Origin of the sequence: Lichenicoccus sp., from assembly GCF_965276875.1 — a bacterium.
Lineage (GTDB): Bacteria > Pseudomonadota > Alphaproteobacteria > Acetobacterales > Acetobacteraceae > Lichenicoccus.
On sequence record NZ_OZ255701.1, the window covers coordinates 3,465,920 to 3,489,104 of the forward strand.

The 23,185-nt window shown below is 65.5% G+C and carries 25 protein-coding genes; 14 read left to right on the forward strand and 11 right to left on the reverse strand.

All coding sequences use genetic code 11. The features are described from left to right. Positions 1–213 precede the first annotated feature (213 nt). The 3 genes from ACQY4K_RS16750 to ACQY4K_RS16760 all read left to right on the forward strand — a co-directional run bounded on the left by ACQY4K_RS16750 (position 214) and on the right by ACQY4K_RS16760 (position 2,410). Positions 214–1,170: an aldo/keto reductase gene (locus ACQY4K_RS16750; protein WP_428391340.1), complete on the forward strand. Its 957-nt coding sequence runs from the start codon at positions 214–216 to the stop codon at positions 1,168–1,170. A gap of 75 nt (positions 1,171–1,245) precedes the next feature. Then, entirely contained in the window at positions 1,246–1,824 is a 579-nt protein-coding gene (locus ACQY4K_RS16755; protein WP_428391341.1) for a TetR/AcrR family transcriptional regulator, read from the forward strand. An 85-nt stretch (positions 1,825–1,909) separates the two neighbouring features. Further along, complete coding sequence (locus ACQY4K_RS16760; RefSeq protein ID WP_428391342.1) at positions 1,910–2,410, forward strand: DUF4188 domain-containing protein; 501 nt, start codon at positions 1,910–1,912, stop codon at positions 2,408–2,410. Here ACQY4K_RS16760 and ACQY4K_RS16765 read toward each other — a convergent pair. Next, positions 2,396–2,794: a DUF2784 domain-containing protein gene (locus ACQY4K_RS16765; RefSeq protein ID WP_428391343.1), complete on the reverse strand. Its 399-nt coding sequence runs from the start codon at positions 2,792–2,794 to the stop codon at positions 2,396–2,398. The two genes, ACQY4K_RS16760 and ACQY4K_RS16765, sit on opposite strands and share 15 nt — an antisense overlap. A gap of 205 nt (positions 2,795–2,999) precedes the next feature. Here ACQY4K_RS16765 and ACQY4K_RS16770 point away from each other — a divergent pair, with 205 nt between their 5' ends. The 8 genes from ACQY4K_RS16770 to ACQY4K_RS16805 are packed head-to-tail and all read left to right on the forward strand — an operon-like array spanning position 3,000 to position 9,262. Next, entirely contained in the window at positions 3,000–3,941 is a 942-nt protein-coding gene (locus ACQY4K_RS16770; protein WP_428391344.1) for a Gfo/Idh/MocA family protein, read from the forward strand. Positions 3,942–3,992: 51 nt separating this feature from the next. Further along, complete coding sequence (locus tag ACQY4K_RS16775) at positions 3,993–5,237, forward strand: ABC transporter substrate-binding protein (RefSeq protein WP_428391345.1); 1,245 nt, start codon at positions 3,993–3,995, stop codon at positions 5,235–5,237. Positions 5,238–5,239: 2 nt separating this feature from the next. After that, positions 5,240–6,109 carry a branched-chain amino acid ABC transporter permease gene (locus tag ACQY4K_RS16780; protein WP_428391346.1) on the forward strand — a complete coding sequence of 290 codons (870 nt, stop codon included), beginning with the start codon at positions 5,240–5,242 and terminating at the stop codon, positions 6,107–6,109. Then, positions 6,106–7,104: a branched-chain amino acid ABC transporter permease gene (locus ACQY4K_RS16785; protein WP_428391347.1), complete on the forward strand. Its 999-nt coding sequence runs from the start codon at positions 6,106–6,108 to the stop codon at positions 7,102–7,104. Before ACQY4K_RS16780 ends, ACQY4K_RS16785 begins: the two co-directional genes overlap by 4 nt. After that, positions 7,101–7,865, forward strand: coding sequence for an ABC transporter ATP-binding protein (locus ACQY4K_RS16790; protein ID WP_428391348.1), 765 nt, complete (start codon positions 7,101–7,103; stop codon positions 7,863–7,865). Before ACQY4K_RS16785 ends, ACQY4K_RS16790 begins: the two co-directional genes overlap by 4 nt. Next, positions 7,862–8,569, forward strand: coding sequence for an ABC transporter ATP-binding protein (locus ACQY4K_RS16795; protein WP_428391349.1), 708 nt, complete (start codon positions 7,862–7,864; stop codon positions 8,567–8,569). The genes ACQY4K_RS16790 and ACQY4K_RS16795 overlap by 4 nt, the downstream gene beginning before the upstream one ends. Positions 8,570–8,588: 19 nt before the next feature. Beyond that, a complete protein-coding gene (locus ACQY4K_RS16800; RefSeq protein ID WP_428391350.1) occupies positions 8,589–8,963 on the forward strand; it encodes a type II toxin-antitoxin system RelE/ParE family toxin in 375 nt (124 codons plus the stop codon). Beyond that, a complete protein-coding gene (locus ACQY4K_RS16805) occupies positions 8,960–9,262 on the forward strand; it encodes a helix-turn-helix domain-containing protein (RefSeq protein ID WP_428391351.1) in 303 nt (100 codons plus the stop codon). Before ACQY4K_RS16800 ends, ACQY4K_RS16805 begins: the two co-directional genes overlap by 4 nt. 74 nt (positions 9,263–9,336) lie before the next feature. Here the strand turns inward: ACQY4K_RS16805 and ACQY4K_RS16810 are convergent, their stop codons facing one another. From ACQY4K_RS16810 to aroB, 9 genes are all read right to left on the reverse strand, one after another. Beyond that, positions 9,337–9,669 (reverse strand): hypothetical protein, encoded by a 333-nt coding sequence (locus ACQY4K_RS16810; RefSeq protein ID WP_428391352.1) that lies wholly within the window; start codon positions 9,667–9,669, stop codon positions 9,337–9,339. After that, on the reverse strand, positions 9,666–10,109 hold the full coding sequence (locus tag ACQY4K_RS16815) for a VOC family protein (RefSeq protein WP_428391353.1): 444 nt from the start codon (positions 10,107–10,109) through the stop codon (positions 9,666–9,668). Before ACQY4K_RS16815 ends, ACQY4K_RS16810 begins: the two co-directional genes overlap by 4 nt. 31 nt (positions 10,110–10,140) lie before the next feature. Then, entirely contained in the window at positions 10,141–11,322 is a 1,182-nt protein-coding gene (gene thrS, locus ACQY4K_RS16820; protein WP_428391354.1) for a threonine--tRNA ligase, read from the reverse strand. A gap of 303 nt (positions 11,323–11,625) precedes the next feature. After that, a complete protein-coding gene (locus tag ACQY4K_RS16825) occupies positions 11,626–13,476 on the reverse strand; it encodes a glycoside hydrolase family 15 protein (RefSeq protein WP_428391355.1) in 1,851 nt (616 codons plus the stop codon). Positions 13,477–13,478: 2 nt separating this feature from the next. Then, complete coding sequence (locus ACQY4K_RS16830; protein WP_428391356.1) at positions 13,479–13,820, reverse strand: hypothetical protein; 342 nt, start codon at positions 13,818–13,820, stop codon at positions 13,479–13,481. Beyond that, positions 13,817–16,489, reverse strand: coding sequence for an alanine--tRNA ligase (gene alaS, locus ACQY4K_RS16835; RefSeq protein ID WP_428391357.1), 2,673 nt, complete (start codon positions 16,487–16,489; stop codon positions 13,817–13,819). Before alaS ends, ACQY4K_RS16830 begins: the two co-directional genes overlap by 4 nt. A gap of 34 nt (positions 16,490–16,523) precedes the next feature. Next, complete coding sequence (locus ACQY4K_RS16840) at positions 16,524–16,937, reverse strand: GtrA family protein (protein WP_428391358.1); 414 nt, start codon at positions 16,935–16,937, stop codon at positions 16,524–16,526. 193 nt (positions 16,938–17,130) lie between these two features. After that, entirely contained in the window at positions 17,131–18,270 is a 1,140-nt protein-coding gene (locus tag ACQY4K_RS16845; protein ID WP_428391359.1) for an OmpA family protein, read from the reverse strand. 237 nt (positions 18,271–18,507) lie between these two features. Then, on the reverse strand, positions 18,508–20,244 hold the full coding sequence (gene aroB, locus ACQY4K_RS16850; RefSeq protein WP_428391360.1) for a 3-dehydroquinate synthase: 1,737 nt from the start codon (positions 20,242–20,244) through the stop codon (positions 18,508–18,510). Between the two features lie 70 nt (positions 20,245–20,314). On the opposite strand from aroB, the gene ACQY4K_RS16855 reads away from it, so the two are divergent. The 3 genes from ACQY4K_RS16855 to ACQY4K_RS16865 are packed head-to-tail and all read left to right on the forward strand — an operon-like array spanning position 20,315 to position 22,362. After that, positions 20,315–20,458 (forward strand): hypothetical protein, encoded by a 144-nt coding sequence (locus ACQY4K_RS16855; protein ID WP_428391361.1) that lies wholly within the window; start codon positions 20,315–20,317, stop codon positions 20,456–20,458. A gap of 4 nt (positions 20,459–20,462) precedes the next feature. Continuing rightward, positions 20,463–21,422 (forward strand): tyrosine recombinase, encoded by a 960-nt coding sequence (locus ACQY4K_RS16860; RefSeq protein WP_428391362.1) that lies wholly within the window; start codon positions 20,463–20,465, stop codon positions 21,420–21,422. Then, the gene (locus ACQY4K_RS16865; RefSeq protein WP_428391363.1) at positions 21,406–22,362 is read left to right on the forward strand and encodes an acetyl-CoA carboxylase carboxyltransferase subunit alpha; all 957 of its coding nucleotides are present in this window, start codon (positions 21,406–21,408) and stop codon (positions 22,360–22,362) included. Before ACQY4K_RS16860 ends, ACQY4K_RS16865 begins: the two co-directional genes overlap by 17 nt. Positions 22,363–22,369: 7 nt before the next feature. Here ACQY4K_RS16865 and ACQY4K_RS16870 read toward each other — a convergent pair whose 3' ends face one another. Beyond that, the gene (locus ACQY4K_RS16870; protein WP_428391364.1) at positions 22,370–23,173 is read right to left on the reverse strand and encodes a class I SAM-dependent methyltransferase; all 804 of its coding nucleotides are present in this window, start codon (positions 23,171–23,173) and stop codon (positions 22,370–22,372) included. Between the last annotated feature and the right edge of the window lie 12 nt (positions 23,174–23,185).

Here is a 23,185-nt window from a genome sequence, read left to right on the forward strand (position 1 = left end):
ATCGCTTCGCCGCCTAAACAACATAGCCGAAAGTACCGGGTTGAGCAGCAAGCGGGGAGATCGCCCGTACTCTCACACGCAATGGCTTTGCCGGCACTTCGCCTTCCCTACCTCGGCCCTTTTTTTTGGCAAATGACATAATAAAGATATTGTCATTCGTCATTACCGCTGTTGGCCGACATTATCGGCGGCGCGGTAATGGAGCTGGGAGATATGGCGTTCGCAACACGCTCGCTGGGTCGCAATGGACCATCCATCTCAGCGCTTGGTCTGGGCTGCATGGGTATGTCGGAGTTCTATGGGCAAACTGATCGCGACGCGTCGCTGGCGACGATCGCGGCGGCGCTTGAGGCTGGCATCACCCTGTTTGACACGGCCGACTTCTATGGAATGGGGCACAATGAGGTGTTGCTTGCCGAGGCGCTGAGAGGCCAGCGCGGAAAGGCGTTTCTCCAGGTCAAGTTCGGCGCATTGCGCGGCCCGGAAGGGTCGTTTCTTGGTAACGACGCGCGCCCCGCGGCGGTCAAGACCGCGCTGTCCTATTCTCTTCGACGTCTCGGCACCGATCACCTCGACCTGTATATGACGGGTCTGGACCCCGCCGTTCCGATCGAGGAGACGATCGGGGCCATGAGCGAGTTGGTCCGTCAGGGCTATATCCGCCATATCGGCATCACCAACGTCGACACCGACACCATCCGCCGCGCGCATGCGACGCACCCGATCACCGCGCTGCAGTTCGAATATGGCCTTATGTCCCGCGACATGGAACAAGAGGTGCTGCCGCTCTGCCGCGAACTCGGGATCGGTATCACGGCCTACGGTGTTCTGAGCCGGGGCCTGCTCACCGGCAGCGAGGGACGCGGCGACGGCGATGTTCGCGGCACCTATTTCCCGCGCTTCCAGGGTGCCAATCTGACGCAGAACGCCAGGCTTGCGGCAGCGCTTGCCGAAGCCGCCGGCCGCGAGAGGATCACCGCCGCGCAGGCGGCGATCGGCTGGGTCGCCAGCCAGGGCAACGACATCATCCCCCTGGTCGGTGCGCGCACTGTCGAACGCCTGACGGAGGCGCTGACGGCGCCCTTGCAGCTTTCACAAGCCACTTTGTCGGCGCTGGAAAAGGCGGTTCCCCAGCATGCGGTTCACGGGGATCGGTTCATGGCGCATTGATGATTCCATGCGACGCCGCACGATCATCCGCGGCATAGAAGGGCCATGGAGTCGAGACTTGCGGATGCAGGCGCCATGCGCGCCCTTATTCTTGATACCGCCGAGATCCTTCTCAGACGCCATGGGCTTGAAAAGCTGAACGTGGTCGATGTGGCGCGCGTCCTGAACATGAGCCACGGGAACGTATATCGGCACGTCCCCAGCAAGGCGGCACTCCGCGCGGCCGTCATCCATCGCTGGCTCGGGCGCGTCTCGCAACAGACCGAAGCCATTGCACGAAGCGATGCGCCAGCGGATCTCCGCCTAATGCAATGGCTAAGAGAGCTGGCCGTCATCAAGCAGCGCAAGGTGACCGAAGATGCCGAAATGCTTGCCGCCGCGGCGAAAGTCATCCGGGATGCGCCACAGGTTCAGGATGAGCACGCAGCACTGCTGACGGCGCAGCTTGCGGGCATCCTCGAGGCTGGATTGGCTGACGGAACCTTGCCGGGCGTCAAGGGCCCGCAATCGACCGCCACGGCAATCCTGGATGCAACGATCAGGTACCACCACCCCCACATGGTGGCGAGCGGCGGACCACCTGCCGCACAGTTGCGAGGGCTGGACAAGGTTGTGTCTCTCATCATTGGTGGCTTGAAGGTGGCGGCGCGCTAAGCCGCGTCCGCGAACGCCGCGCCAAACTTATGTTGACACCGTTAACACCGGGCCTATACAGGTATTGTCGTTATGGGAAACCGCAATGTCCGACATCATTACCGAACGGGTCTGCGCCGAGCCCGAGGGAGACATCGTGGTTTTCCTCATCGGCATGCGCATCAACAGGCTTACGCGACCCTGGCGCTGGTTTCCCGTCGCGAGCGCGATGCCGAGAATGCTGCGTGAGCTTAACGCCCGTCCGGCACTCGGCCTGCTGGCCGCGCGCGGCCATTTCGGCGTGCGCAACCTGATGGTGCTGCAATACTGGAAGAGTGCCGAACATCTGCGTGCCTATGCGCATGCGTCCGACAAGGCACATCTGCCGGCATGGCAGGCCTTCAACCGCGCGATCGGCACCAACGGCGATGTCGGCATCTGGCATGAGACCTATGTCGTGCCCGCCGGGCATGCGGAGTCCATGTACGTGAATATGCCGCCCTATGGTCTTGGCTTGGCGGCCAAGCTGTTCCCGGCCAAAGGTGCCCGCGCCACCGCGGCCAAGCGCCTGTCCCGAATAGCCGTAGCCGCTTCAGAGCCTGGCTGACACGCGTCGCCGCGGCGGTACCAGCCACCAGAGCGCGATCACGCCGGCCAGCACCGCCACGTAGAGCAGTGCGAATACCCAAAGCGGCAGCGGCCAGAAGATCAGGCTGTCGACCCAGCGCATGATCAGCGGGGTCCGCTCGCGCGCGCTGCCGGTGAGGTCGGCCTGCCAGAGGGTCAGAAAGCAGGCGCGGCCGAGCAGCGCCTGACCGGCGACGATGCCGAGGCTCGCCACATGCAGCGCCCGCCACCAGAAGATCCGCACCCAGCCCCAGCCGCGCCAGGCGCCGAGCGGAATGGCGAGCAGGCCAAACACGTTGAACGCGATGATCGCCCCATGCACCGCGAGCACGAGCCCGGCGAGGGCGGCGTCAGAGCCGGACATCGGATCGATTGCGTCCAGTCTCTTCCCCGGAGGAATGGAACCGAATCCTGGCACGGTCCCTGGCAGCGCGCAACGCTTCCGGCTACGCATCAGAGCAACCTCAGCCTGAGCGGAACGCGATGCGTTCCGCTCAGGCTGAGACAAGTTGCTCTGTTCTATATGTTTCCTGGGCAAGCTCTCGGTCGGCACGTGAAAGGCACGAAGCATGAAACGCCAGCTCATCGCCATCGTCGGTCTGGGAAAGATCGCAGTCGACCAGCACGTCCCCGCCATCCTCGGCAATCCGGCCTTCGAACTCGCCGCGATCGTCAGCCAGCGTCGTGCGACGGTGGCTGACCTGCCGAGCTTCGACAGCCTTGAGGCGTTGTTCGCCGCCATGCCGGAGGTCGAGGTGGTCGCGTTCTGCACACCCCCCGCGGGCCGCTTCGAGGCGACGCGAACGGCGTTGCGCGCCGGCCGGCAGGTTCTGATCGAAAAGCCGCCTGCGGCGACTTTGGGCGAGATCACCGAACTTGCCGCCATTGCCGAGCGCGCGGGGCGCGTGCTGTTCGCGACCTGGCACTCGCGCTTCAATCCGGCGGTGGCGGAAGCGCGTCGCCGCTTGGCGGGGCAGCGGATCAGCCGGCTGCGGGTCGACTGGCGCGAGGATGTACGTCGCTGGCACCCTGGCCAGGCCTGGATCTGGCAGCCTGGAGGCTTTGGCGTGTTCGACCCCGGGATCAATGCGCTCTCCATCGTCACCGAGATCATGCCCGAGCCGCTGTTCGTGGCCGCGGCACAGCTCGACGTGCCGGCGAACCGCCAGACCCCGATCGGTGCGGAGATCAGCTTTGCCACGGCCGACCCGGCACCGGGAACCGACCTCTCCGCGGTCTTCGACTGGCGCAAGCAGGGCGAGCAGAGCTGGACCATCGAGGTCGCGACCGCGGCCGGCGAGACGCTGACCCTCACCGAGGGGGGCGCCCGCCTTGCGGTCAATGGCACGCCGGTGATCGAAGCAGGGTCGCACGAGTATCCGATGATCTACGAGCGGTTCGCGACCCTGCTCGCCGAGGGCCGCTCGGAGGTGGACATCCGCCCGCTGCAACTGGTCGCGGATGCCTTTCTCGTCGGCGAGCGGCGTGCCACGGCGCCGTTCGACGATTGATGCCGCCGTAATCGGCGCGTAAGCATCAAGGATAAGAAACGGAGGAAACATATGAGCCCCAACGGGACGATCGATCGCCGCAGCCTGCTGAAGATCGGCGCTGGTGCCGCCGCGATCGTGGCGGGTCCGACGCCGGGTTGGAGTGCCGCCGGCGCACCGGTCAAGATCGGCATGCTCGATCCGCGTACCGGGACCTATGCCGGCAACGGTGGCGACGAGATACGCGGTGCGACGATGGCTGTCGATCAGCTCAACAAGTCCGGTGGCATCCTCGGTCGTCCGGTGCAGCTCATCGTCGAGGATTCGCAAGCTTTGCCGGGACCGGCGGTGTCGAAGGCGCAAAAGTTGGTCAATCAGGATCAGGTGCATTTCCTGATGGGCGCGGTCAGTTCGGCGGTGGCGGAATCGGTGAGCCAGTTCGCCCAGCAGAATAAGATCCTCTATGTCGATACCGGCGGCCACGCCGATGACGTCACCGGCACGAAATGCGCCTGGACCACATTCAGGACCTGCTCGACCACCTGGATGGTCACCTCCGGCGATTTCGGAACCCTGTACAAGAAGTTCGGCAAAAAATGGTATTTCATCACGCCAGACTATTCCTTCGGGCATGCTTTGCATCGTGACTATGTCGCCCAGCTCAAGGCTGCCGGCGGCACCTCGGTCGGCAACGCGCTGGCCCCGCTCGGCACCACGGATTTCTCCTCGTATCTGATCCGCGCCAGGGCGGCCAACCCGGACCTGCTGATCTGCCTATGCGCCGGCAACGACATGGTCAATCTGCTCAAACAGGCCGTGCAGTTCGGCATCGACAAGAAAATGACAATCGGCGGCGCGCTGCAGGATTTCGAGGTTCTCGAAGCCCTGCCGAAGCAGGCCCTGCTCGGCTGGTGGACCATGGAATGGTACTGGAAGCAGCCGAATACGCCGGAGGTCGCGCCATTCGTTGAAGCGTACAAGCCCTATGCCAACGGCAAGGTGCCGACCGCGCGCTCCTGGCTTGGCTTTGCCAGCGCGCATGCCATTGCGATTGCCGCGAACAACGCGAAATCCCTCGACACCATGAAGGTGGTCCGCGCGATGGAGGGCCTCGTGCTGCCGCCGCACGTGGCGCTGCAGCCTGGCAAATGCTTCTACCGGGCGGAGGATCACCAGATGATCGCCAACATGTTTCCGGGCTACGTGCCGAAGAATGCAACCTATCCCGATCTGTTCGAGGTCGCCGACATCGTGCCCTCGGGCAAGATCGCCAAATCGGCGGCCCAGGCGGGCTGCAAGATCACCTATCCGAGCTGAGCGTGGGAACGCTGCTTCTCTTCAGTGTCTTCAACGGCCTGATCGTCGGGATCTTCTACGCGCTGATGGCGCTCGGGCTGTCGCTGATTCTCGGGCTGAACGGGGTCATCAACTTTGCCCAAGGCACCTTCATGGCGCTCGGTGGCTATCTCGCCTTTACCATCGAGCCGTATGTCGGGTTCTGGGGATCGTTGATCCTCGCACCGTTAGGGGCCGCGGTGGTCGGGATCGCCACCGAACGGGTGCTGATCCGTCCGCTATATGGGCGCGATCCGCTGTTCTCTCTGCTGCTGACCTTTGGTCTTGCGATGATCATGGAGGATCTGATCCGCACCATCTGGGGTGCCGTCGGCGAACCCTACGCTTTGCCGAACTACCTCAATACGCCGCTTAGCGATTCGCTGTTCTTCCTGACCGGCTACCGGCTTGTGCTGATCGCGATCACCATCGTGGCGACCGCCGGCCTGTTCGCCATCCTGCGCTTTACCCGCGTCGGCATACGCATACGCGCCGGCAACGCCGATCTGGAAACCATCGCCTCGCTGGGCGTGAACATCTTCTTCCTGCGTGCCGCGAATTTCGGCATGGGCATCTTCCTGGCCGGACTCGCGGGGATCCTGGCGGCCGGTCAGTTGGGCCTGTCCCCCGATATCGGCAGCCAGCTGATCATGCCCTCGTTCGTCGCCATCATCGTCGGCGGAGTCGGTAGCCTGCTCGGCAGCGTGCTGGGCGGCCTGATCATCGGCATTGCATCCGGCGTCACCGCGGCCTTCCTGCCGGTGGCACAGGAGGTGGTGATCTATCTGATCATGGCGGTCGTGCTCGTCGTGCGGCCGCGCGGATTGCTGGGACAGGAGGGCCTGTTCGAATGAGCGTCGTGCTCGATGACGCCGCGACACAGCGAAAGGCTCCGGCGCTGGGCGGACGCGAGATCGCAGCCGGCGCCATCTGGCTGGCGCTGCTGTTCGTGCCGCTCTGGCTGCCGGCACTCGGCGGCTACACCGACCTTGCGACCCGCGTGCTGATCTATGCGATGGCCGCGACGGGGCTCAACCTGCTGCTGGGTCATACCGGCGGCCTCTCGTTCGGACACGCCGCCTACTTTGGCCTCGGCACCTACGGTGCCGGGCTGTTCCTGATCCATGTGACGAAATCGCTGCCGCTCGCCATCCTCGCCGGCACGCTGCTCGGCGGCATCGCGGCAATCCTGGTCGGTCCGCTGCTGATGCGCCGAAAGGGCATCTATTTCTCGATGATTACCATTGCTTTCGGCCAGATGTTCTACTTCGCCGCGGTGCGCTGGAATGGCCTGACCGGCGGCGAGGACGGTCTGACCGGCTTCTCGCGTGTGCCGCTGCATCTGGGAGCCATCACCGTCCCACTCGGTTCCGCGCGCTATTATTATCTCGTGCTCGCCTTGTTCGCGCTGGTCATGCTGTTCGTCTGGCAGGTGCTGCGCGCGCCACTCGGGCACGCGTTCGTCGCCACGCGCGAGAACGCGACGCGCCTGCGCTTCCTCGGTGTCGCGGTCGATCGCCAGGTGTGGATCGCGTTTGCACTGTCAGGCGTGATCGTGGCCCTTGCAGGCTCCCTCGACGCGCTGCTGATCGGCTTCACCTCTCCAGCAACGCTGCAATGGCAACTCTCCGGCGAGTTCGTGGTGATGTGCGTGCTCGGTGGCATGCGCAGTTTCTGGGGACCGTCGCTCGGCGCGTTGATCTTTATCGGCGCACAGGATTACCTCAGCAGCATTACCCAGAACTGGATGAGCTATATCGGCCTGATCTTCGTGCTGTCGGTGCTGTTCTTCCCGAACGGCCTGCTCGGCTTCGTGCGTGCCCAGGGACGCACCAGGACGCGCACATGAGCCTTCTCGTCCTCGATGGTGTCGGCCGCCGCTTCGGCGCTTTGCAGGCGCTGCGCGGCATTTCTCTCGTCGTCGAACCCGGCGAGCTGCGCGCGATCATTGGACCCAACGGCGCCGGCAAGACGACGCTGTTCAACCTGGTCAGCGGCTATTTCCCGCCGAGCGAGGGCAGTATCGTCTTTGAGGGGCAGTCGATTGCCGCCGTCAGCCCCAATGCGCTGGTCCGTCGCGGCATCATCCGCACCTTCCAGATCACCCAGATCTTTGCTTCCCTGAGCGTGCACGACAATCTCGTCGTGGCGGTTGAGACCGCGATGGGCCTGCATATGCGACCCTGGATTTCACGCGCCACGCGAGCCCAGGTGCAGGCCAAGGTTGACGAGCTGATCGAAACCCTGCAGATCGGCAACGCGGTGGACCGTATCGCCGGTGAAGTGTCGCACGGCGACCAGCGGGTCGTGGAAATCGGCATCGCTTTGTCGCGCGCGCCGAAATTGTTGCTGCTCGACGAGCCGACCGCCGGCATGGGTGACCACGAGACCAGGCACATGACCGACCTGATACGCAGGCTCAACAAGGATCGCGGCATCGCGGTGCTGTTCGTCGAGCACGACATGGCGATCGTGTTCGGCATCGCCGACCGGATCACCGTTCTCGATAACGGCGCCATGCTGGCCGAAGGCGACGCCAGCGCGATCGCCGCGGACCCGCGCGTGCAGGCGGCCTATCTTGGCCGCGAGATCGAAGCGATCCGCGCATGACCGCGGTTCTGGAAGCCACCGACCTGCAGACCTATTACGGCAAGAGCCACATCCTGCATGGTGTTTCGATGTGTGTGCAGCCAGGCGAACTGGTCGCCCTGCTCGGCCGCAACGGCGCCGGCAAGACCACCACCATGCGCAGCCTCATGGGCCTCACGCCGCCGCGGCAGGGTCGGGTGCGCCTGTTCGGCCGCAACGTCACCGGCTGGCCGCCCTATAGGATTGCCGGGCTCGGGGTCGGCTACGTGCCGGAGGGCCGCAAGATCTTCGGCCACATGACGGTGCACGAGAACCTGCTGGTGCCCACCGATACCAAGGGACCCTGGACCATCGACACGATTTATAAATTCTTCCCCCGCCTCGACGAGCGCCGGGCCAGCAAGGGCGGCAAGCTGTCCGGCGGCGAACAGGAGATGCTCGCCATCGCCCGGGCGCTGCTGCTCAACCCCGCCTTCCTGATCCTAGACGAACCCTCGCAGGGCCTCGCACCGGTGATCGTCCAGGACGTGATGCGCATGGTCATGCGAGTTAAAAGCGAGGGCACGGCGGTGTTGCTGGTAGAGCAGAACGCCGTCCTCGCGCTCAAGCTTGCCGACCGCGCCTGTATCCTGTCCGACGGCGAGGTGGTCCATGACGGACCCGCCGCGGCCCTTGCGGCCGACACCGCCCGCATCGAACAACTCGCCGGCGTCAGCGCGCATTGATGCAAGAGGCAGACAAGGCTTGCACGCAACCCCGGTTTATACTAAAAACGATATAGGCGTGGTTGGCATTAAGCCGCTGTCCTTTTTGGGGTCGTCCCTTGATGAAGTTAGAGCCTTCCCGGAGAATGCGCGGCGCGAGGCGGGTCACCAACTCGATCGTGTTCAACGTGGGCTCGACCCGGAAGACTGGAAGCCCATGCAAGGCGTCGGCAGTGGTGTACGGGAAGTCCGCATACGTGACCAGGCAGGTGCCTTCCGGGTGATCTACGTCGCAAACCGGCCAGAGGCGGTATACGTTCTGCACGCTTTCCAGAAGAAGACCCAGGCCACATCAAAGCGTGACCTGGACCTGGCGGCCGCAAGATTGAAAGAGCTGACACGGAGCAAGTTATGACCAAGGTAGACGGCATACGGGGGCAGGTGTTCGCAAGCGTATGGGATGCCTTGGAGGACAGCCCAGCCGAGGCTGCCAACATGCGCCTACGCTCCGAGCTCATGATCGCCATCCGGCAAGCCGTAGCGGAGTGGTCAACAACCCAAACCGCCGCAGCACACCGGCTTGAGGTCACCCAGCCACGGCTCAATGACCTCCTGCGCGGACGCATCAACAACTTCAGCCTTGATTCCCTGACCGTGCTTGCGGCACGCGCCGGCCTGGACGTGCATTTGCGCATTGAAAGAGCGGCGGCATAGGTGCCGCGGATGATCTCGGACGCGACTGCACCGAGGCCGAAGCACAAGGCGGATTTCCTTGGCAAGTTGACGGTTCAGGTGCCGCGGAAGAGTGCTCTCTGAGCAGGACTTATTGCTGACGGGTCAACCTCGTCTTCTCGCTTGGTGGGGTAGGTATGACGGTATCGCTGTAACCCACAAAAGAGGGTGCCGTGAATGCCTTGAACATCGCGCTTTCGTATCGGCCGTGTCCATAATCGGCTGAGCGCTCCGACGGCTTCTTCAGCATGGCGGAGATCGGAGATATCTTCGGCAAACTGGATGTCCTGTCCTTGCTCAGGAAACAACAAGGCAAACTCATCGTCTTCAGCTTGAAAGATGGCAAAGACGCAATTTTGTGCGCCGTCGATGACTTGAATGTTTTTCATGAGTTTTCGATGTGTTTCTCTGTTTCACGTTCATGTGCCCTGTCAGACTGCGTAGCATGCCAATGGGCCAAGCGATCCGCGAGAGAGCCGACATGGATCTCGAGCTTATGGCCGTCCGGATCGAGGAAGTAGAGGGACGGCCCTTCGCTCCGGTTTTCGCGCCAGCTTGGCGCGTTCTCCTTGATCCTTGTAGATAGCGGACCGAAGTCTTTGGCGTCCACGCTGAATGCCGTGTGGGTGTAGTCGGGGTGCGGTTCGCTCCTAGCGTGCTCGTCCAGGGACAGACATAACCAGAGCGACCCCGCCTCGAAGTAGGCGCCAGTCGACCAGATCGCGCGGAGCTGGAGGCCGAGAACGTCTCGGTAGAAGGGGACGGCGCGGTCCAGATCGCCAACAGCCAGCGTGACATGGTTGAGCCCGGTGACGCCGATATCCGCCATCTTATATGCCTTGCGCTTCAGGTAGTTTGCGTCAGTGTCGGCTTGAGAGCGCGGCAGACGCATCCGCCCAGGATAATGTCGCCTGAGCGCCATCTCGCTCGCGCAAGGTTATGGTGCGATCTTCCTGCTCGCGTCGCCCAACGATTGCCATGACGGGCACCTCGGCCTCGCGAGCGGCGACGATCCGCCGCGACAAGGTTTCCGAGCCGCCGTAGGCAATCACTCTCAGTCCGCATGCGTCCAGCATATTCATAACCTCGGTTGCGTAATCGGCTTGTTCCTGTGAGATCGGAGTGATCGCCACCTGTTCCGGAGAGAGCCAAAACGGCAACACGCCACCATGATGCTCGATGAGGATTGCAACGAAGCGGCCGAGGGATCCGAATACAACATGGTGAAGCATGAGCGGGACAGCACGGCGCCCATCCGGTGCGATGTACGAGGCTGCGAGACGGGCTGGGAGAACACAATCCAATTGGATTGTACCACACTGCCAGGATCTCCCCAGTCGGTCGCGAAGCGCAAATTCCAGCTTGGGACCGTAGAAAGCGCCTTCGCCGGGCTGGATTGAGAAGGACACGCCCGAGCAGGTCGCGGCGTCCCCGAGCGTCTTCTCAGCCCAGTCCCAGAGATCTTCGGATCCTGCGCGCAACGCCGGGCGGGTGGACAACGCCATGTCGAACTCGGGGAAGCCGAAATCGGTATAGACCTCCGATAAGCAGTCGATGAAGCGGGCTACCTCTCTTTGGATGTCCTCTTCACGGCAGAATACATGAGCGTCGTCCTGCTCGAACGCGCGTGTCCGCATCAGGCCGTGCAAGGCACCCGACGGTTCGTCGCGATGACAAGCCCCAAATTCTGAATACCGGATCGGAAGGTCTCGCCAGGACCGCAGTCCTTTGTTGAATATCTGGACGTGACACGGACACGACATTGGCTTCAGGGCCATCGGCCGCTCGCCGCTCCCGACCACGAACATGTTTTCGCCAAACTTATCCCAGTGTCCGCTGCGTATCCAAAGGTCACGCGGAATGAGCTGTGGACTTCTTACCTCAGCATAACCCAAGCGGCGCATTCGGGTCCGGATGTAATCCTCCAGCACGCGGTAGATGGCATATCCGCGCGGGTGCCAGAACACCATTCCGGGTGCGTCCTCCTGGAGGTGCCATAGATCAAGCCTGCTACCCAGGCTCCGATGATCGACTTCGTCCATATGCTGCGCTCCTGTGTTCGGGGCGAGGCGAGGACGGGATGGTATAAAAGAGAAAAGCCCCGTCCGTCACCGGCGGGGCCCTTTCTGGTGGTGGCGGCTCGCTCTACCGCATGCAACCAGAGGACGATCCGCCGATGGCGGTCGTCGTGGTGGTGGCAGCGTCGAAGCGAATGTCGTCCATGGAAGAAGGGTGGCAAACCGGATGAGCAGCCGTCAATGCAAAACTTGCCGTAACGACCAAAGGAGGCATGTGGCAGCCGCGAACGTCGGCTTTCGAGCGGGCTCGTCGTGTTCTCCCGCCTTTCACCAAGCCTGGCGGGACAAACCCTCGTTTAGGCTGGCCTCGATCTGCAGGGCGGTGTTGACCAGTGCCATGTGGGTGAAGCCTTGCGGGATGTTGCCGCGTTGCTCGCCGGTGGCGGCGTCGATCTGTTCGGCGAACAGTCCGACATCGTTGCCGCGCGTGAGCAGCCGCTCGAACAAGGGGCTTGCCTCCGCCTGGCGGCCCATCATCGCCAGCACGCCGGCGCGCCAGAAGGCGCAGGCGGTGAATGTCGCCTCGTCGCCACTCATGCCGTCATCCATGCGGTAGCGGTAGAGCAGGTCGCCGGTGCCGAGTTCCGCCTCGATCCGTTCCAAGGTCGCGGCGATGCGCGGGTCATGCGCGTCCAGCGCGCGGTAGAGCACCAGACGCAGCACCGCCGCGTCCAGGCTGCCCGAGCCGTAGAACATGGTGTAGGCGCCACGCTTGTCGTTCCAGCCTTGCTCCTGGTACTGCGCGGTGATCGCGCTGGCGGCGTCTTCCCAGCGTGCGAGCGTCGCGGGATCGATGCGGCCAGTACGGCGTCCGATGCGGATCGCGCAGTCGAGTGCGACCCGGTTCATCCCCTTGCTGTGCAGGATGTGGCGCGGCGCCCCGCGCAATTCCCAAATACCCTGGTCGGGGTCGTCGTGATGGGCGATCGCCTGTTCGGCGAGGTTGGTCACGGTCTCCGGCAGATGGTCCTGTACCTTTTCCGGGGGGTCGTAGTCGACATGTTCGAGATAACCGTGCAGGGCCGCGAGCACCTCGCCGTAGATGTCGAGTTGCGACTGGCCCTGTGCGGCGTTGCCGATCGTCACGGGGCCGTGGCCGCGCCAGCCTTCCAGATGATCGAGCGTCTGCGGCTCGTTCGGTTCGCCGTCGATGCCGTAAAGCAGCTTCGGTGCGCGTCCGCGGGTCGGATCGGCGTGGCGCAGAAAGCGCAAATACTCTGCCGCCTCGCGCTCGTAGCCGAGGCCGACGAAGGAGATGACGGTGAACGAGCAGTCGCGCAGCCAGGCATAGCGGTAGTCGTAGGAGCGATTGCCCGGCAGCGCCTCTGGCAGGGAGGCCGTGGGGGCGGCGATGATCGCACCAGTAGGGGCATAGGTGAGCAGCTTGAGGCACAGGATGGAGCGCAGCACGTGTGCCCGGTAGGGGCCGTGATAGGTGCAGATCCTGCTCCATTCCTCCCAATAGCGGCGGGTGTGGGCAAGCCGCGCCTGGGCGTCGTCGAGACCGTTGAAGGCTGGGGCGACGTCGTCCTCGCCGTGCGTCAGCACCAGGCAGGCGCATTCGCCGGCCCGCAGGCTCCAGGTGCCGCGCGCCGTGTCGGCATCGATCTCGAGCGGGTGGCTGGCGCCGGCGCGCAGGCGCTGCGTGCCGGCGGTGAAGACGATGCTGCCATCAGTGCCCCGCGCGAGCTGGCTTGGCTGGCGGGCATAGTCGAAGGTCGGCCGCACGCCGACGCGGGCGGTGATGCTGCCGCAGGTGCACTCAAGCAGACGGATCAGCCGGCTTTCGGTCTCGCCGTCAGGTCCTTCCTCGGCGAGGGTATCGGGCGGGTTGACCGGCATCAGGTCGGTGAGGCTGGCTGCGCCGGTGGCGGTAATGAAGTGCGTCCGCAGGATGTTTGTGTCCGGCAGATAGTGTCGTGTGGTCGTAACAATTCCGTCCAGGGCAACCGTGCACGCGCCACCCTTGGCGGCATCAAGGATACGCAGGAACAAAGCCGGGCTGTCATGGCGGGGCCAGCATAGCCAATCGATCGAGCCGTTGCGGTCGATCAGCGCCGTGCTGTGGGTGTCGCCGATAAGCGCATAGTCGCTGAGCGGATTATAGGCTGGCGTCATCGCTAGCGGGGTACTCCGGCCTGGATCGGGTTCTGCCCGGATGCCGGCCCGGTATTGAAATGCAGCAGCGGGTTGGCATCGTTGTAGGCGCCGCCGAAGCGGCCGATTGCAGCACCCGTGTTCGAATCGCGCAGGGCTGCCGCCGGATCGTGGATTTCGGGGTTCGGCACCGGCGCCGGCAGGAATCGCTTCTGGCCGTGCACCACCAGGTTCTCCGTCGTGGGCGGCGGCGGGGTAGGGCGGCCGGCATGATGATGCGGGTGGTGATGCCGGGGCGCGGCTTCGGCGGTCCAGCCGCCGAAGCCGGCGAGCAATCCCGCGGTCAGCAGCCGTGCATGTCTCACCCAGGTGCCGAGACGCGCGCGGCGAGTTCCGCGCGAATGGCGGCAAAGGCGTCCTCGGCGCGCGTGATGTCCGGGCCGCCGGCCTGGGCGACATCGCGTCGGCCGCCGCCTTTGCCGCCGATCGCGGACGCGGCAGTGCGGACGAGGGCTGCCGCATCGAGCTCCGGCAGGTCCGCCGAGACCGCCACCACCAGGCTGAGTTTGTTTTCGGCGGTCGAGACCAGTGCGACCACGCCCGAGCCGATCTGCTTGGAGACCGCCTCGGCCAGCCCCTTGAGCTCGCGCGCCGGGGCGGCACCGACATTGCGTGCGGCGAGCGCAATCCCGCCCACCGTCTCGCTCGCGGGCGCGGTGCCGCCGTCGCCGAGGGTGAGCCGACGCTGGATGTCGGAGAGCTGACGCTCCAGGCTGCGCCGTTCCTCGACGAGTTGGCCGAGGCGCTCGGTGAGACCGGCGACGGGCACACGCAACAGGCTCGCTGCCTCCGCCAGGCGCTGCTCGGCGAGGGCGACCGTCTGTTCGGCGGCGCGCCCGGTGACCGCCTCGATGCGTCGCACGCCAGCGGCGACCCCACTCTCGGAGGTGATTCTGAACAGGCCGATATCGCCGGTGCGCGCGACATGGGTGCCGCCGCATAGTTCGATCGAATAGGCCGGCTTGGTGTCGTCGCCGGCGAGACCCATCGAAACGACCCGCACCTCGTCGCCGTATTTTTCGCCGAACAATGCCATGGCACCCTGGGCGGTGGCCTGTTCGGGGGTCATCAGCCGGGTGCTGACCGCGCTGTTCTCGCGGATGCGGTCATTGACCTCGGCCTCGACGGCGGCGAGTTCGGCAGGCTCGATCGGGCGCGGCTGGCTAACGTCGAAGCGCAGCCGGTCCGGTGCATTCAGGCTGCCCTTTTGCGCAACATGGGTGCCGAGATGGCGGCGCAGTGCTTCGTGCAGCAGATGGGTTGCGGAATGATGCGCCCGGATCGCGCCGCGACGCGTGTGGTCGACGGTCGCGGTGACCGCCATGCCGAGGCGCGCCTCGCCGGCGACAACGCGGCCGACATGGACGAACAGGTCACCGAGCTTCTTTTGCGTGTCGGTGATGTCGATGAGCAGTCCGGGGGCGGCGATGCTGCCGCTGTCGCCGACCTGGCCGCCGCTCTCGGCATAGAACGGCGTCTGGTTGAGCAGCACCAGGACCTGCTGCCCCGCCGCCGCTTGGCCGACGCTCGCGCCGCTCGCCACCAGGCCGATGATTTCGGCGTCCGCCTGCTCGGTGGCATAGCCGAGGAAGTCGGTGGCAGAGAGCCGCTCGCGCAGCTCGAACCAGACCTGTTCGGTGGCGGCCTCGCCCGAGCCGGACCAGGCGGCGCGGGCCCGCTTGCGCTGGGCCGCCATCGCCGTCTCGAAGCCGTCGAGATCGACCGACTGGCCGCGCTCGCGCAGCGCGTCCTGGGTCAGGTCGAGCGGAAAGCCAAAGGTGTCGTAGAGCTTGAAGGCAATCTCGCCGGGCAGGCTGCCGCCGCCGCCCAGACGCGCGCTCTCCTCGGAGAGCAAGGTCAGGCCACGTTCGAGCAACGCCTTGAAGCGATCCTCCTCCAGCCGCATGGTTTCGCGGATCAGGGCTTCGGCCTGCACCAGTTCGGGGTAGGCGGTGCCCATCTGGCGCACCAGGTTGGGCACAAGGCGGTCGAACATCGGCTCCGTGGTGCCCATCAGATGCAGATGGCGCATCGCCCGACGCATGATCCGTCGCAGCACATAGCCGCGGCCCTCGCGCGCCGGTAGCACGCCGTCGGCGATCAGGAACGAACTCGCCCGCAGATGGTCGGCGACGACCCGGTGGCTGGTCTTGAAGGGACCGTCCGGCGTCTGGCCGGTGAGGTCGGCCGACGCCTCGATCAGCGCGCGCAGCGTGTCGGTGTCGTAGTTGTCGCGCTTGCCCTGCAGGATGGCGGCGAACCGCTCAAGGCCGAGGCCGGTATCGATCGAGGGCCGTGGCAGGGGGGCTCGGGTCCCTGGCGGATCCTCGAAATACTGCATGAAAACCAGGTTCCAGATCTCGACGAAGCGGTCGCCGTCTTCCTCCGCAGAACCTGGGGGGCCGCCGGGAACATCGTCGCCGTGGTCGTAGAACAGTTCCGAACAGGGCCCGCAGGGGCCGGTATCGCCCATCCGCCAGAAATTATCCGCGGTGGGGATGCGGATGATCCGGCTGTCGGGGAGGCCCGCGATGCGCTTCCAGAGTGCGGCCGCTTCGTCGTCGTCGGCATAGACGGTGGCGAGCAGGCGGCTTGGCGACAGGCCGAACTCGCGTGTCACCAGGGTCCAGGCGAGCTCGATCGCAAGCGGCTTGAAATAGTCGCCGAACGAGAAATTGCCGAGCATCTCGAAGAAGGTGTGATGACGCGCGGTATAGCCGACATTGTCGAGATCGTTATGCTTGCCGCCGGCGCGCACCACCTTCTGCGCCGAAGCGGCGCGCGTGTAGGGGCGGGTCTCCTGGCCGGTGAAGACGTTCTTGAACTGTACCATGCCCGAGTTCGCGAACAGCAGGGTTGGGTCGTTGCGCGGGACCAGCGGCGACGACGGCACCATGGCATGCCCGTTCGAGGCGAAGTAATCCAGGAAGCCGGCGCGGATATCGTTGCTCGACGGGGCTGTGCTGCTCGGCATGGGGCGCGGGGGGTGTCCTCGGGGAGAGCCAGTGTTAGCGGAACACCAGCCGGCGCGACATGGTGAAGTTCGAGAACATGCTGGCCCCCGTTCCGCCGAACAATGCGAGGACCGGATGCGCGTTGCACAGCGGCACGACATGAATCAGGATCAGCACGGTGCCGCGGTTGAGCGTGAAGCCGAGCGAGTTGGCCACCAGGAAGGTGCCCCATTGCCGGATCATGCTGCCGGCTGAACCGACGCCTCGGAAGGTCCAGAACCGGTTCATCAGCCAGTTCGCGGTCGCGGCGACAAAATAGGCGAGCAGGGCGGCGGCGGTCAGGCCGATCACGCCCTTGAGCGAGTAGACGGTCCCGGCGTCCCAGAGGAACCCGAAGGCGCCGACTACGCCGAAGCGGAAGAACTGATGCGCGAGTTGCCGGCGCGCGGGTGTCAGGAGCCGGCGCATAAGGGCCGGACGAGGCTCTCTGAGATCCGGTGCGGGCGCAGTCTCGGTGACGTTCGCTTCCATGCTGACGCAACCCCGTCCGTGAAACGATGCCGTGCGAAGCCGAACCAGCACATTAGCCGAGTTAGGTTTCCAACCACTTAACAAAAGGGGCACCTTGCGGTGCCCCTTGTTGAAAAGCCCGCGTTGAAGATCAGTGCAGGATGATCTCGACGCGGCGGTTCTGCGGCTCGCGGGTGTCCGGACCGGTCGGCACCAGCGGGTGGGTTTCGCCGAAGCCCTGGGTGTCGATGGCGCTGTCCGGCACGCCGTCGCGGATCAGCTCCGCCTTCACGCTGTTCGCGCGTCGGATCGAGAGGCCCATGTTGTACTTTTCGCCACGCGGTCCCGGATGGGCGGCCGAGTTGTCGGTGTAGCCATTGACCTCGATACGGGTGGTCTGCACCCGGGTCGATGCCTGCGCTGCCTGCGCGATGATCTCGCGGGCGCGTCCGGTAAGGTTGGACTTGTCCCAATCGAAGAACACCAGGTAGGTGCGGGCCGGTGCCGGCGCCGGAGCCTGGACCACAGGAGCGGGCGGCGGCGGCGGCGGGGCGGTCTGGAAGGCGTAGCGTAGGCCAAGCATGACCTCGTGGTTGTAGCTGTTGTTGAAGTCGGCATTGCCCTTGTGGATGCCGCTGTTGGTGTAGGCGGTGGACTGGAAGGCCGAGCCGGTGTTCTGCGGCAGGGTGCCTATGAAACGATATTCGGCGGTCAAAGCGAGACCCGGAACCTGGACGATGTTGAAGGCGACGCCGGCGATACCCTGGTAGGCGGCAGCGCCTTCAGTGCCGCCGATACGATTGTTAAAGCCGTTGTTGTAGTCCGTGTTGAAGGGCGACAGATGGGTCCAGAGATAACCCGCGCCGATACCGACATAGGGCGTGACCGGCAATGGCAGACCGAACTGCGCGAGATCGAGGTCATACAGGACATTGACCATGGGGCCATACCGCTCGTCGTGCCCGGTGGTGGTTCCGGGGACCGGCGTGAAGTGGCGGTGGTTGGTGTGGTCCTGTATATAGAGGCCCTCGAGTTCGACCCTCAGGCCGTTGCCGAGGCCATAACCGAGCGAAGCCTCACCGGTGAAGCCGTAGTTGAAGCGGAAGGTCGAGCCGCTACCCCCAGGGGTGCCATCGGCAAAGCTCGTCGGCGAGAAATGCGCCTTGGTGCTCTGCTCGAGATTGTAGCCTCCGCCCAGGCTGACATAGAGGCCGTCGACGGGCTGGGCCATAGCCGCAGCCGGCGCGGCCGCCAGGAGTGTCGTTGCAAGTAACGCCGTGCGCAGACGCATTGTCTCGTCCTCATCTGATCATTCGGTTGAGTGGCCGCCAACCATCGGCGGCGCAGTCTCATCCTTGTGCCTAAGCCGCATATAGAACCCTCGGTTGCTGTTGGCGAACCCACAGGCACGTCATCCGGCTATTCAGCGCCCCGCTGTGACGCAAACAGCACACATTGTTACCGCGTTGTTATGCCTGCATCATTCATGATGGTTTCACGTGCGCAAAGGCGTCTTGCAGGTGCTGCGTCAGGTGCTGCAGCCATCCTCGACCAGCAGGTCGCGCACCGCCTCCGGTGCCACGGCTCGCGCGGTAAAGGCCGCTCCGATGCCGCGCAGCAAGACAAAGGACAAAGCGCCATCGCGCGTCTTCTTGTCGCGATGCATCTGCGCGAGCAGGTCCTCGGCGCGGAATTCGACCTGCAACCGCTCGGCAAGCTCGGCGATTCGTGTGGTCATGCCGAGGTCTGCCAGGTGCGCTGCCACCCGCCTGGGCTCGGCGGGAGGGCAATGGCCGAGCTGCACCGACAGACGCAGTGCCAGCACCAGACCGATCGCCACCGCCTCGCCGTGCAGCAGACGTCCGTCATAGCCCAGCACCGCCTCCAGCGCGTGCGCGAACGTGTGGCCGAGATTGAGCAAGGCGCGGCCATCCTCGGGCAGCGCCTCGCGCTCATCGTCGGCCACCACCAGAGCCTTGAACCGACATGCGCGCGCCACGGCTTCGGCCTGGATCGCCGCGTCACCGGTGACGATCGCCGAGGCGTGTTGAAGGCACCAGGCGAACAACGCGGCATCGCCGATCAGGCCGGCCTTGAGGATCTCGGCATAGCCCGCGCGCAGTTCGCGCGGCGGCAGGCTGGCCAGGGCGTCGGTGTCGGCGAGCACGACAAGCGGATGATAAAAGGCGCCGATCAGGTTCTTGCCAAAGGCCGTGTTGATCCCGGTCTTGCCGCCGACCGAGCTGTCGACCTGGGCCAGCAGGGTGGTCGGGATCTGTACGAACGGCAGCCCGCGCAGCACCGAGGCCGCGGCGAAGCCAGCGAGATCGCCGACGACCCCGCCACCGAGTGCCACCACCGCGGTGCGCCGCTCCACCGCGGCCGTCAGCAACGCCGAGGTCACCCGCTCGAAGCCAGCCAGGCTCTTGCTTGCCTCGCCGGCGGCCACGACGACGACGTCATGGGCGATGGCGACCTCCTCGAAGGCCGCGCGCAACGCCGGCAAATGCAGCGCCGCCACGGTCTCGTCGGTGACGATGATCGCGCGCTTCTGGAGGTGCTTTTGCGCCAGCACCGGCGCCAGCAACGCGCCGGCGCGCGCGATCAGGCCGCTGCCGATCAGGATGTCGTAACTGCTCGCCTGTGCGACTCCTGGCACCGTTACGGCAACCCGGCTCGGCGGTTGATGCGCCGCCAGCGCCGACAGCGCCCGCCGCGTCGTCTGCTCGGTGCTGTCGTCGTCGCAATCGATCACGATGTCTGCCTCCGCATAGAACGGGTAGCGCGCCTGCATCAGCCCGCCGAGGATGACGCGCGGGTTGCCGGCGGCGAGCAGCGGCCGGTGCGTACGCCCGCTTACCCGGCGCTCCAGGATGTCGAGCGGGCAGCGCAGCCAGATCGTGCGGGCGCTCGCGCGGATCGCCGCACGAGTGCCGGGGTCCATGAACGCGCCGCCGCCGGTCGCCAGCACCAGGGGGCCTGCGCCCAGCAGGCGCGCGATCACCCGCCGCTCGCCTTCGCGGAACGCGCTTTCGCCCCACAGCGCGAACATCTCGGCGACCGAACGGCCGGCGGCGCGCTCGATCTCGAGATCGGCGTCGCGAAACGGCAAGCCCAGACGGGCGGCGAGCTTGCGGCCGATCGTCGTCTTGCCGGCGCCCATCAGCCCGACCAGGACAATGCTGCGGATGCCCAGGCTTGGTGCGCGAAGGCCAAGTGGGGCCTGGGCCGACGGCTCCTGCATCCTGGCGCTCGCGCGTGACATGAACATGAACCTAGCATAGAGCCACGACCCTGCCGCAAGCTGGCACCGCCGCTGCTCGGGAGTTCGCCGGATGATCCGCTTTTTCGCCATCGTGCTTGGCGCCGGCGTCGCCGCCCTGCTGGGGGGCTTTCTCTATCTCGGCTACGCACCGCCGAAACCGCATGTCCAGGACATGCATGTCGTGCTGCCGAACAACAGCCTCGGGAGCAAGTGAGCGGATGGACGTGCTGGTCGAGGGCTTTCTCGAGATGCTGGCGGCGGAGCGGGGCGCCGCGGGCAACACCCTGAAGGCCTACGCGGCCGATCTCGCGGATTTCGAGCGTCACGCGCGAGCGGCCGGGGAGAGTGTGCGGGCGGCGACGCCGGCGCTGCTGGCCGGCTACATGGCGTCGTTGCGCGGCCAGGGCCTGTCGGCGCGCACCGCGGGCCGGCGGCTGTCCTGTCTGCGCCAGTTCTACCGGCATTTGCTGCGCGAAGGCCTGACCGAACGCGATCCCTGCCTGCATCTCGATGCGCCGCGTCTGCCGCAGACCTTGCCGCGCGTGCTGTCGGAAGCCGAGGTCGACCGGCTGCTCGCCGCCTGCGCGCCCGCGGGTCCGATGACGGCGAGCCCGCGACGCCTGATCGCGCATGCCGCGATCGAGATCCTCTATGCCACCGGCATGCGCATCTCCGAAATGCTGGGGTTGCCGAGTGCCGCGTTGGCGCACGACCTGCCGATGCTGCGGGTCAGCGGCAAGGGCGGCCGCGAGCGCATGGTGCCGCTGTCGGAGCCGGCACGCGCCGCCGCGGCCGCATTGCTGGTCGCGCGGCCGGGCTCGCCTTGGCTGTTCGCCGGGCGAGACCCGCGTCGGGCGCTGAGCCGGCAGGGCTTCGACCTGGTGCTGGCGGAGGCCGGGCGCTGCGCCGGCATCGCCCCCGATCGCTTGTCCCCGCACGTGCTGCGGCACTCTTTCGCCAGCCACATGCTGGCGCGCGGCGCCGACCTGCGCAGCCTGCAGACCCTGCTCGGCCATGCCGATATCGCCACCACCCAGATCTACACGCATGTCCTGGCCGCGCGGCTGCAACATTTGGTCGAGACGCACCATCCTCTTGCTGCCCAGGGCGCCCCCGCCGGCGGCGGCTTGGCGGCTCGGGGAACTGTGCTAAACGCCCGCGATGCGCCAGTTTCTTGATTTCGAAAAACCGATCGCCGAGCTCGAGGACAAGATCGAAGAGCTCCGCCAGATGTCCGGCGGCGACAGCATCAACATCGCCGACGAGGTCGCTCGCCTCACCGACAAGGCGGAGCGGCAGTTGCGCGCCACCTATGCCAAGCTCACCCCGTGGCAAAAGGTGCAGGTCGCGCGCCATGCGCAACGGCCGCACACGCTGGACTACATCGCTGCCCTGATCACCGATTACACGCCGCTCGCCGGCGATCGCAGCTTTGCCGAGGACGAGGCGATCGTCGGCGGCCTGGGACGGTTCGAGGGCGATGCCGTGGTGGTGGTCGGCACCGAGCGCGGCGACGACCTGGAGACGCGGCTGACCCATAATTTCGGCATGGCCAGGCCGGAGGGCTATCGCAAGGTGCGCCGGCTCGTCGAACTGGCCGGCCGCTTTGGCCTGCCGATCCTGAGTTTTGTCGATACCGCCGGCGCCTTTCCCGGAATCGAGGCGGAGGCGCGCGGCCAGGCCGAGGCAATCGCGCGCTCGACGGATGCGTTCCTTGCAGCACCTGTGCCGATCGTTGCCACCGTGATCGGCGAGGGCGGCTCAGGCGGGGCCATCGCGTTGGGCGCTGGTGATAGGGTGCTGATGTTGGAGCATGCGATCTATTCGGTGATCTCGCCGGAGGGCTGTGCCGCGATCCTGTGGCGCGACGCGGCCCAGGCCGCCGCCGCCGCCGAGGCGATGCGGCTGACCGCATCGGACCTGAAGCATTTCGGACTGATCGACGAGATCATCGCCGAGCCGGTCGGCGGCGCGCACCGCGACCCGCAAGCCGCGATCGGCGCGGTAGGACGCGCGATCGCCACGGCACTGCCAGGATTGCGCGCCTTCGAGCCGGCGGCGCTGAAGGCGCTCAGACGCGAGAAATATCTCGCGATGGGTCGGGATGCGGCCGGCTGAGCTGGGATCAGTTTCCGGTCTTGCGGAACTTCAGGACGAAATTGTCCGCCTCGCCGATCGCCACATATTTGGCGCGGTCGGTCTGTCCCATCGCCAGCGTCGGCGGCAACGTCCAGACGCCGTGCGGCCAGTGCGTGGTGTCGCGCGGATTGGCGTTCATCTCCGATGACGCGACCAGCGTAAAGCCGGCGTGCTCGATCAGCGACTCGGCGTAGTCCTGGCGCACGTAGCCGTCGGCGGCCTTCGGGTCCTGCGGCTGGTCGGGGCGCGCGCGGTGGTCCTCGATGCCAAGGAGGCCGCCCGGCTTGAGAGCGCGGTGGATCGCCGCGATCATCTGGGGCGCATCGCCCTCGGCCATCCAGTTATGCAGGTTGCGGAAGGTGAGCACGACGTCGGCACTGTCCGGCGGCGCCAGCCCCGGGTTGTGCGCGCCGAACACAGTGAGCTTGATACGGTCATAGACCTGCGGATGGGCCGCCAGCATCTGCTTGAAGGCCGGGGACAGGGCGAAGAACTTCTCCTCGCGGTCGCCATCGGGCGAGCCGGTCGCAACATAATAGGTGCCGTGGTCGTGCAGCAGCGGTGCCAGGATTTGCGTCCAGTAGCCGCCACCCGGCCAGATCTCGACGACGGTCGAATGCGGCGTCACCCCGAAGAACGACAGCTCGCGCGCGGGATGACGGGCGTCGTCGCGCTTGACGAACTTCGCACTTCGGGTCGGGGCCTGGACCGCACGCTCGATGGCGGGCTGCACCGCATAAGCCGGCACGCAGACGAGCAGCGCGAAAGCGCCGAAAACCGCATGACGCATCACTATATCCTT

Excerpts from the sequence above, each read along its gene's own strand:
- ACQY4K_RS16770 (WP_428391344.1), top strand. The coding sequence starts at position 3,000 with ATGAAACGCCAGCTCATCGCCATCGTCGGTCTGGGAAAGATCGCAGTC.
- ACQY4K_RS16845 (WP_428391359.1), bottom strand. The coding sequence starts at position 18,270 with ATGCGTCTGCGCACGGCGTTACTTGCAACGACACTCCTGGCGGCCGCG.
- ACQY4K_RS16790 (WP_428391348.1), top strand. The coding sequence starts at position 7,101 with ATGAGCCTTCTCGTCCTCGATGGTGTCGGCCGCCGCTTCGGCGCTTTG.
- ACQY4K_RS16855 (WP_428391361.1), top strand. The coding sequence starts at position 20,315 with ATGATCCGCTTTTTCGCCATCGTGCTTGGCGCCGGCGTCGCCGCCCTG.
- alaS (WP_428391357.1), bottom strand. The coding sequence starts at position 16,489 with ATGCCGAGCAGCACAGCCCCGTCGAGCAACGATATCCGCGCCGGCTTC.
- ACQY4K_RS16840 (WP_428391358.1), bottom strand. The coding sequence starts at position 16,937 with ATGCGCCGGCTCCTGACACCCGCGCGCCGGCAACTCGCGCATCAGTTC.
- ACQY4K_RS16870 (WP_428391364.1), bottom strand. The coding sequence starts at position 23,173 with ATGCGTCATGCGGTTTTCGGCGCTTTCGCGCTGCTCGTCTGCGTGCCG.
- ACQY4K_RS16860 (WP_428391362.1), top strand. The coding sequence starts at position 20,463 with ATGGACGTGCTGGTCGAGGGCTTTCTCGAGATGCTGGCGGCGGAGCGG.
- aroB (WP_428391360.1), bottom strand. The coding sequence starts at position 20,244 with ATGTCACGCGCGAGCGCCAGGATGCAGGAGCCGTCGGCCCAGGCCCCA.
- thrS (WP_428391354.1), bottom strand. The coding sequence starts at position 11,322 with ATGGACGAAGTCGATCATCGGAGCCTGGGTAGCAGGCTTGATCTATGG.
- ACQY4K_RS16865 (WP_428391363.1), top strand. The coding sequence starts at position 21,406 with ATGCGCCAGTTTCTTGATTTCGAAAAACCGATCGCCGAGCTCGAGGAC.
- ACQY4K_RS16765 (WP_428391343.1), bottom strand. The coding sequence starts at position 2,794 with ATGTCCGGCTCTGACGCCGCCCTCGCCGGGCTCGTGCTCGCGGTGCAT.
- ACQY4K_RS16755 (WP_428391341.1), top strand. The coding sequence starts at position 1,246 with ATGCGCGCCCTTATTCTTGATACCGCCGAGATCCTTCTCAGACGCCAT.
- ACQY4K_RS16785 (WP_428391347.1), top strand. The coding sequence starts at position 6,106 with ATGAGCGTCGTGCTCGATGACGCCGCGACACAGCGAAAGGCTCCGGCG.
- ACQY4K_RS16775 (WP_428391345.1), top strand. The coding sequence starts at position 3,993 with ATGAGCCCCAACGGGACGATCGATCGCCGCAGCCTGCTGAAGATCGGC.
- ACQY4K_RS16750 (WP_428391340.1), top strand. The coding sequence starts at position 214 with ATGGCGTTCGCAACACGCTCGCTGGGTCGCAATGGACCATCCATCTCA.
- ACQY4K_RS16815 (WP_428391353.1), bottom strand. The coding sequence starts at position 10,109 with ATGGCGGATATCGGCGTCACCGGGCTCAACCATGTCACGCTGGCTGTT.
- ACQY4K_RS16825 (WP_428391355.1), bottom strand. The coding sequence starts at position 13,476 with ATGACGCCAGCCTATAATCCGCTCAGCGACTATGCGCTTATCGGCGAC.
- ACQY4K_RS16810 (WP_428391352.1), bottom strand. The coding sequence starts at position 9,669 with ATGAAAAACATTCAAGTCATCGACGGCGCACAAAATTGCGTCTTTGCC.
- ACQY4K_RS16805 (WP_428391351.1), top strand. The coding sequence starts at position 8,960 with ATGACCAAGGTAGACGGCATACGGGGGCAGGTGTTCGCAAGCGTATGG.
- ACQY4K_RS16795 (WP_428391349.1), top strand. The coding sequence starts at position 7,862 with ATGACCGCGGTTCTGGAAGCCACCGACCTGCAGACCTATTACGGCAAG.
- ACQY4K_RS16760 (WP_428391342.1), top strand. The coding sequence starts at position 1,910 with ATGTCCGACATCATTACCGAACGGGTCTGCGCCGAGCCCGAGGGAGAC.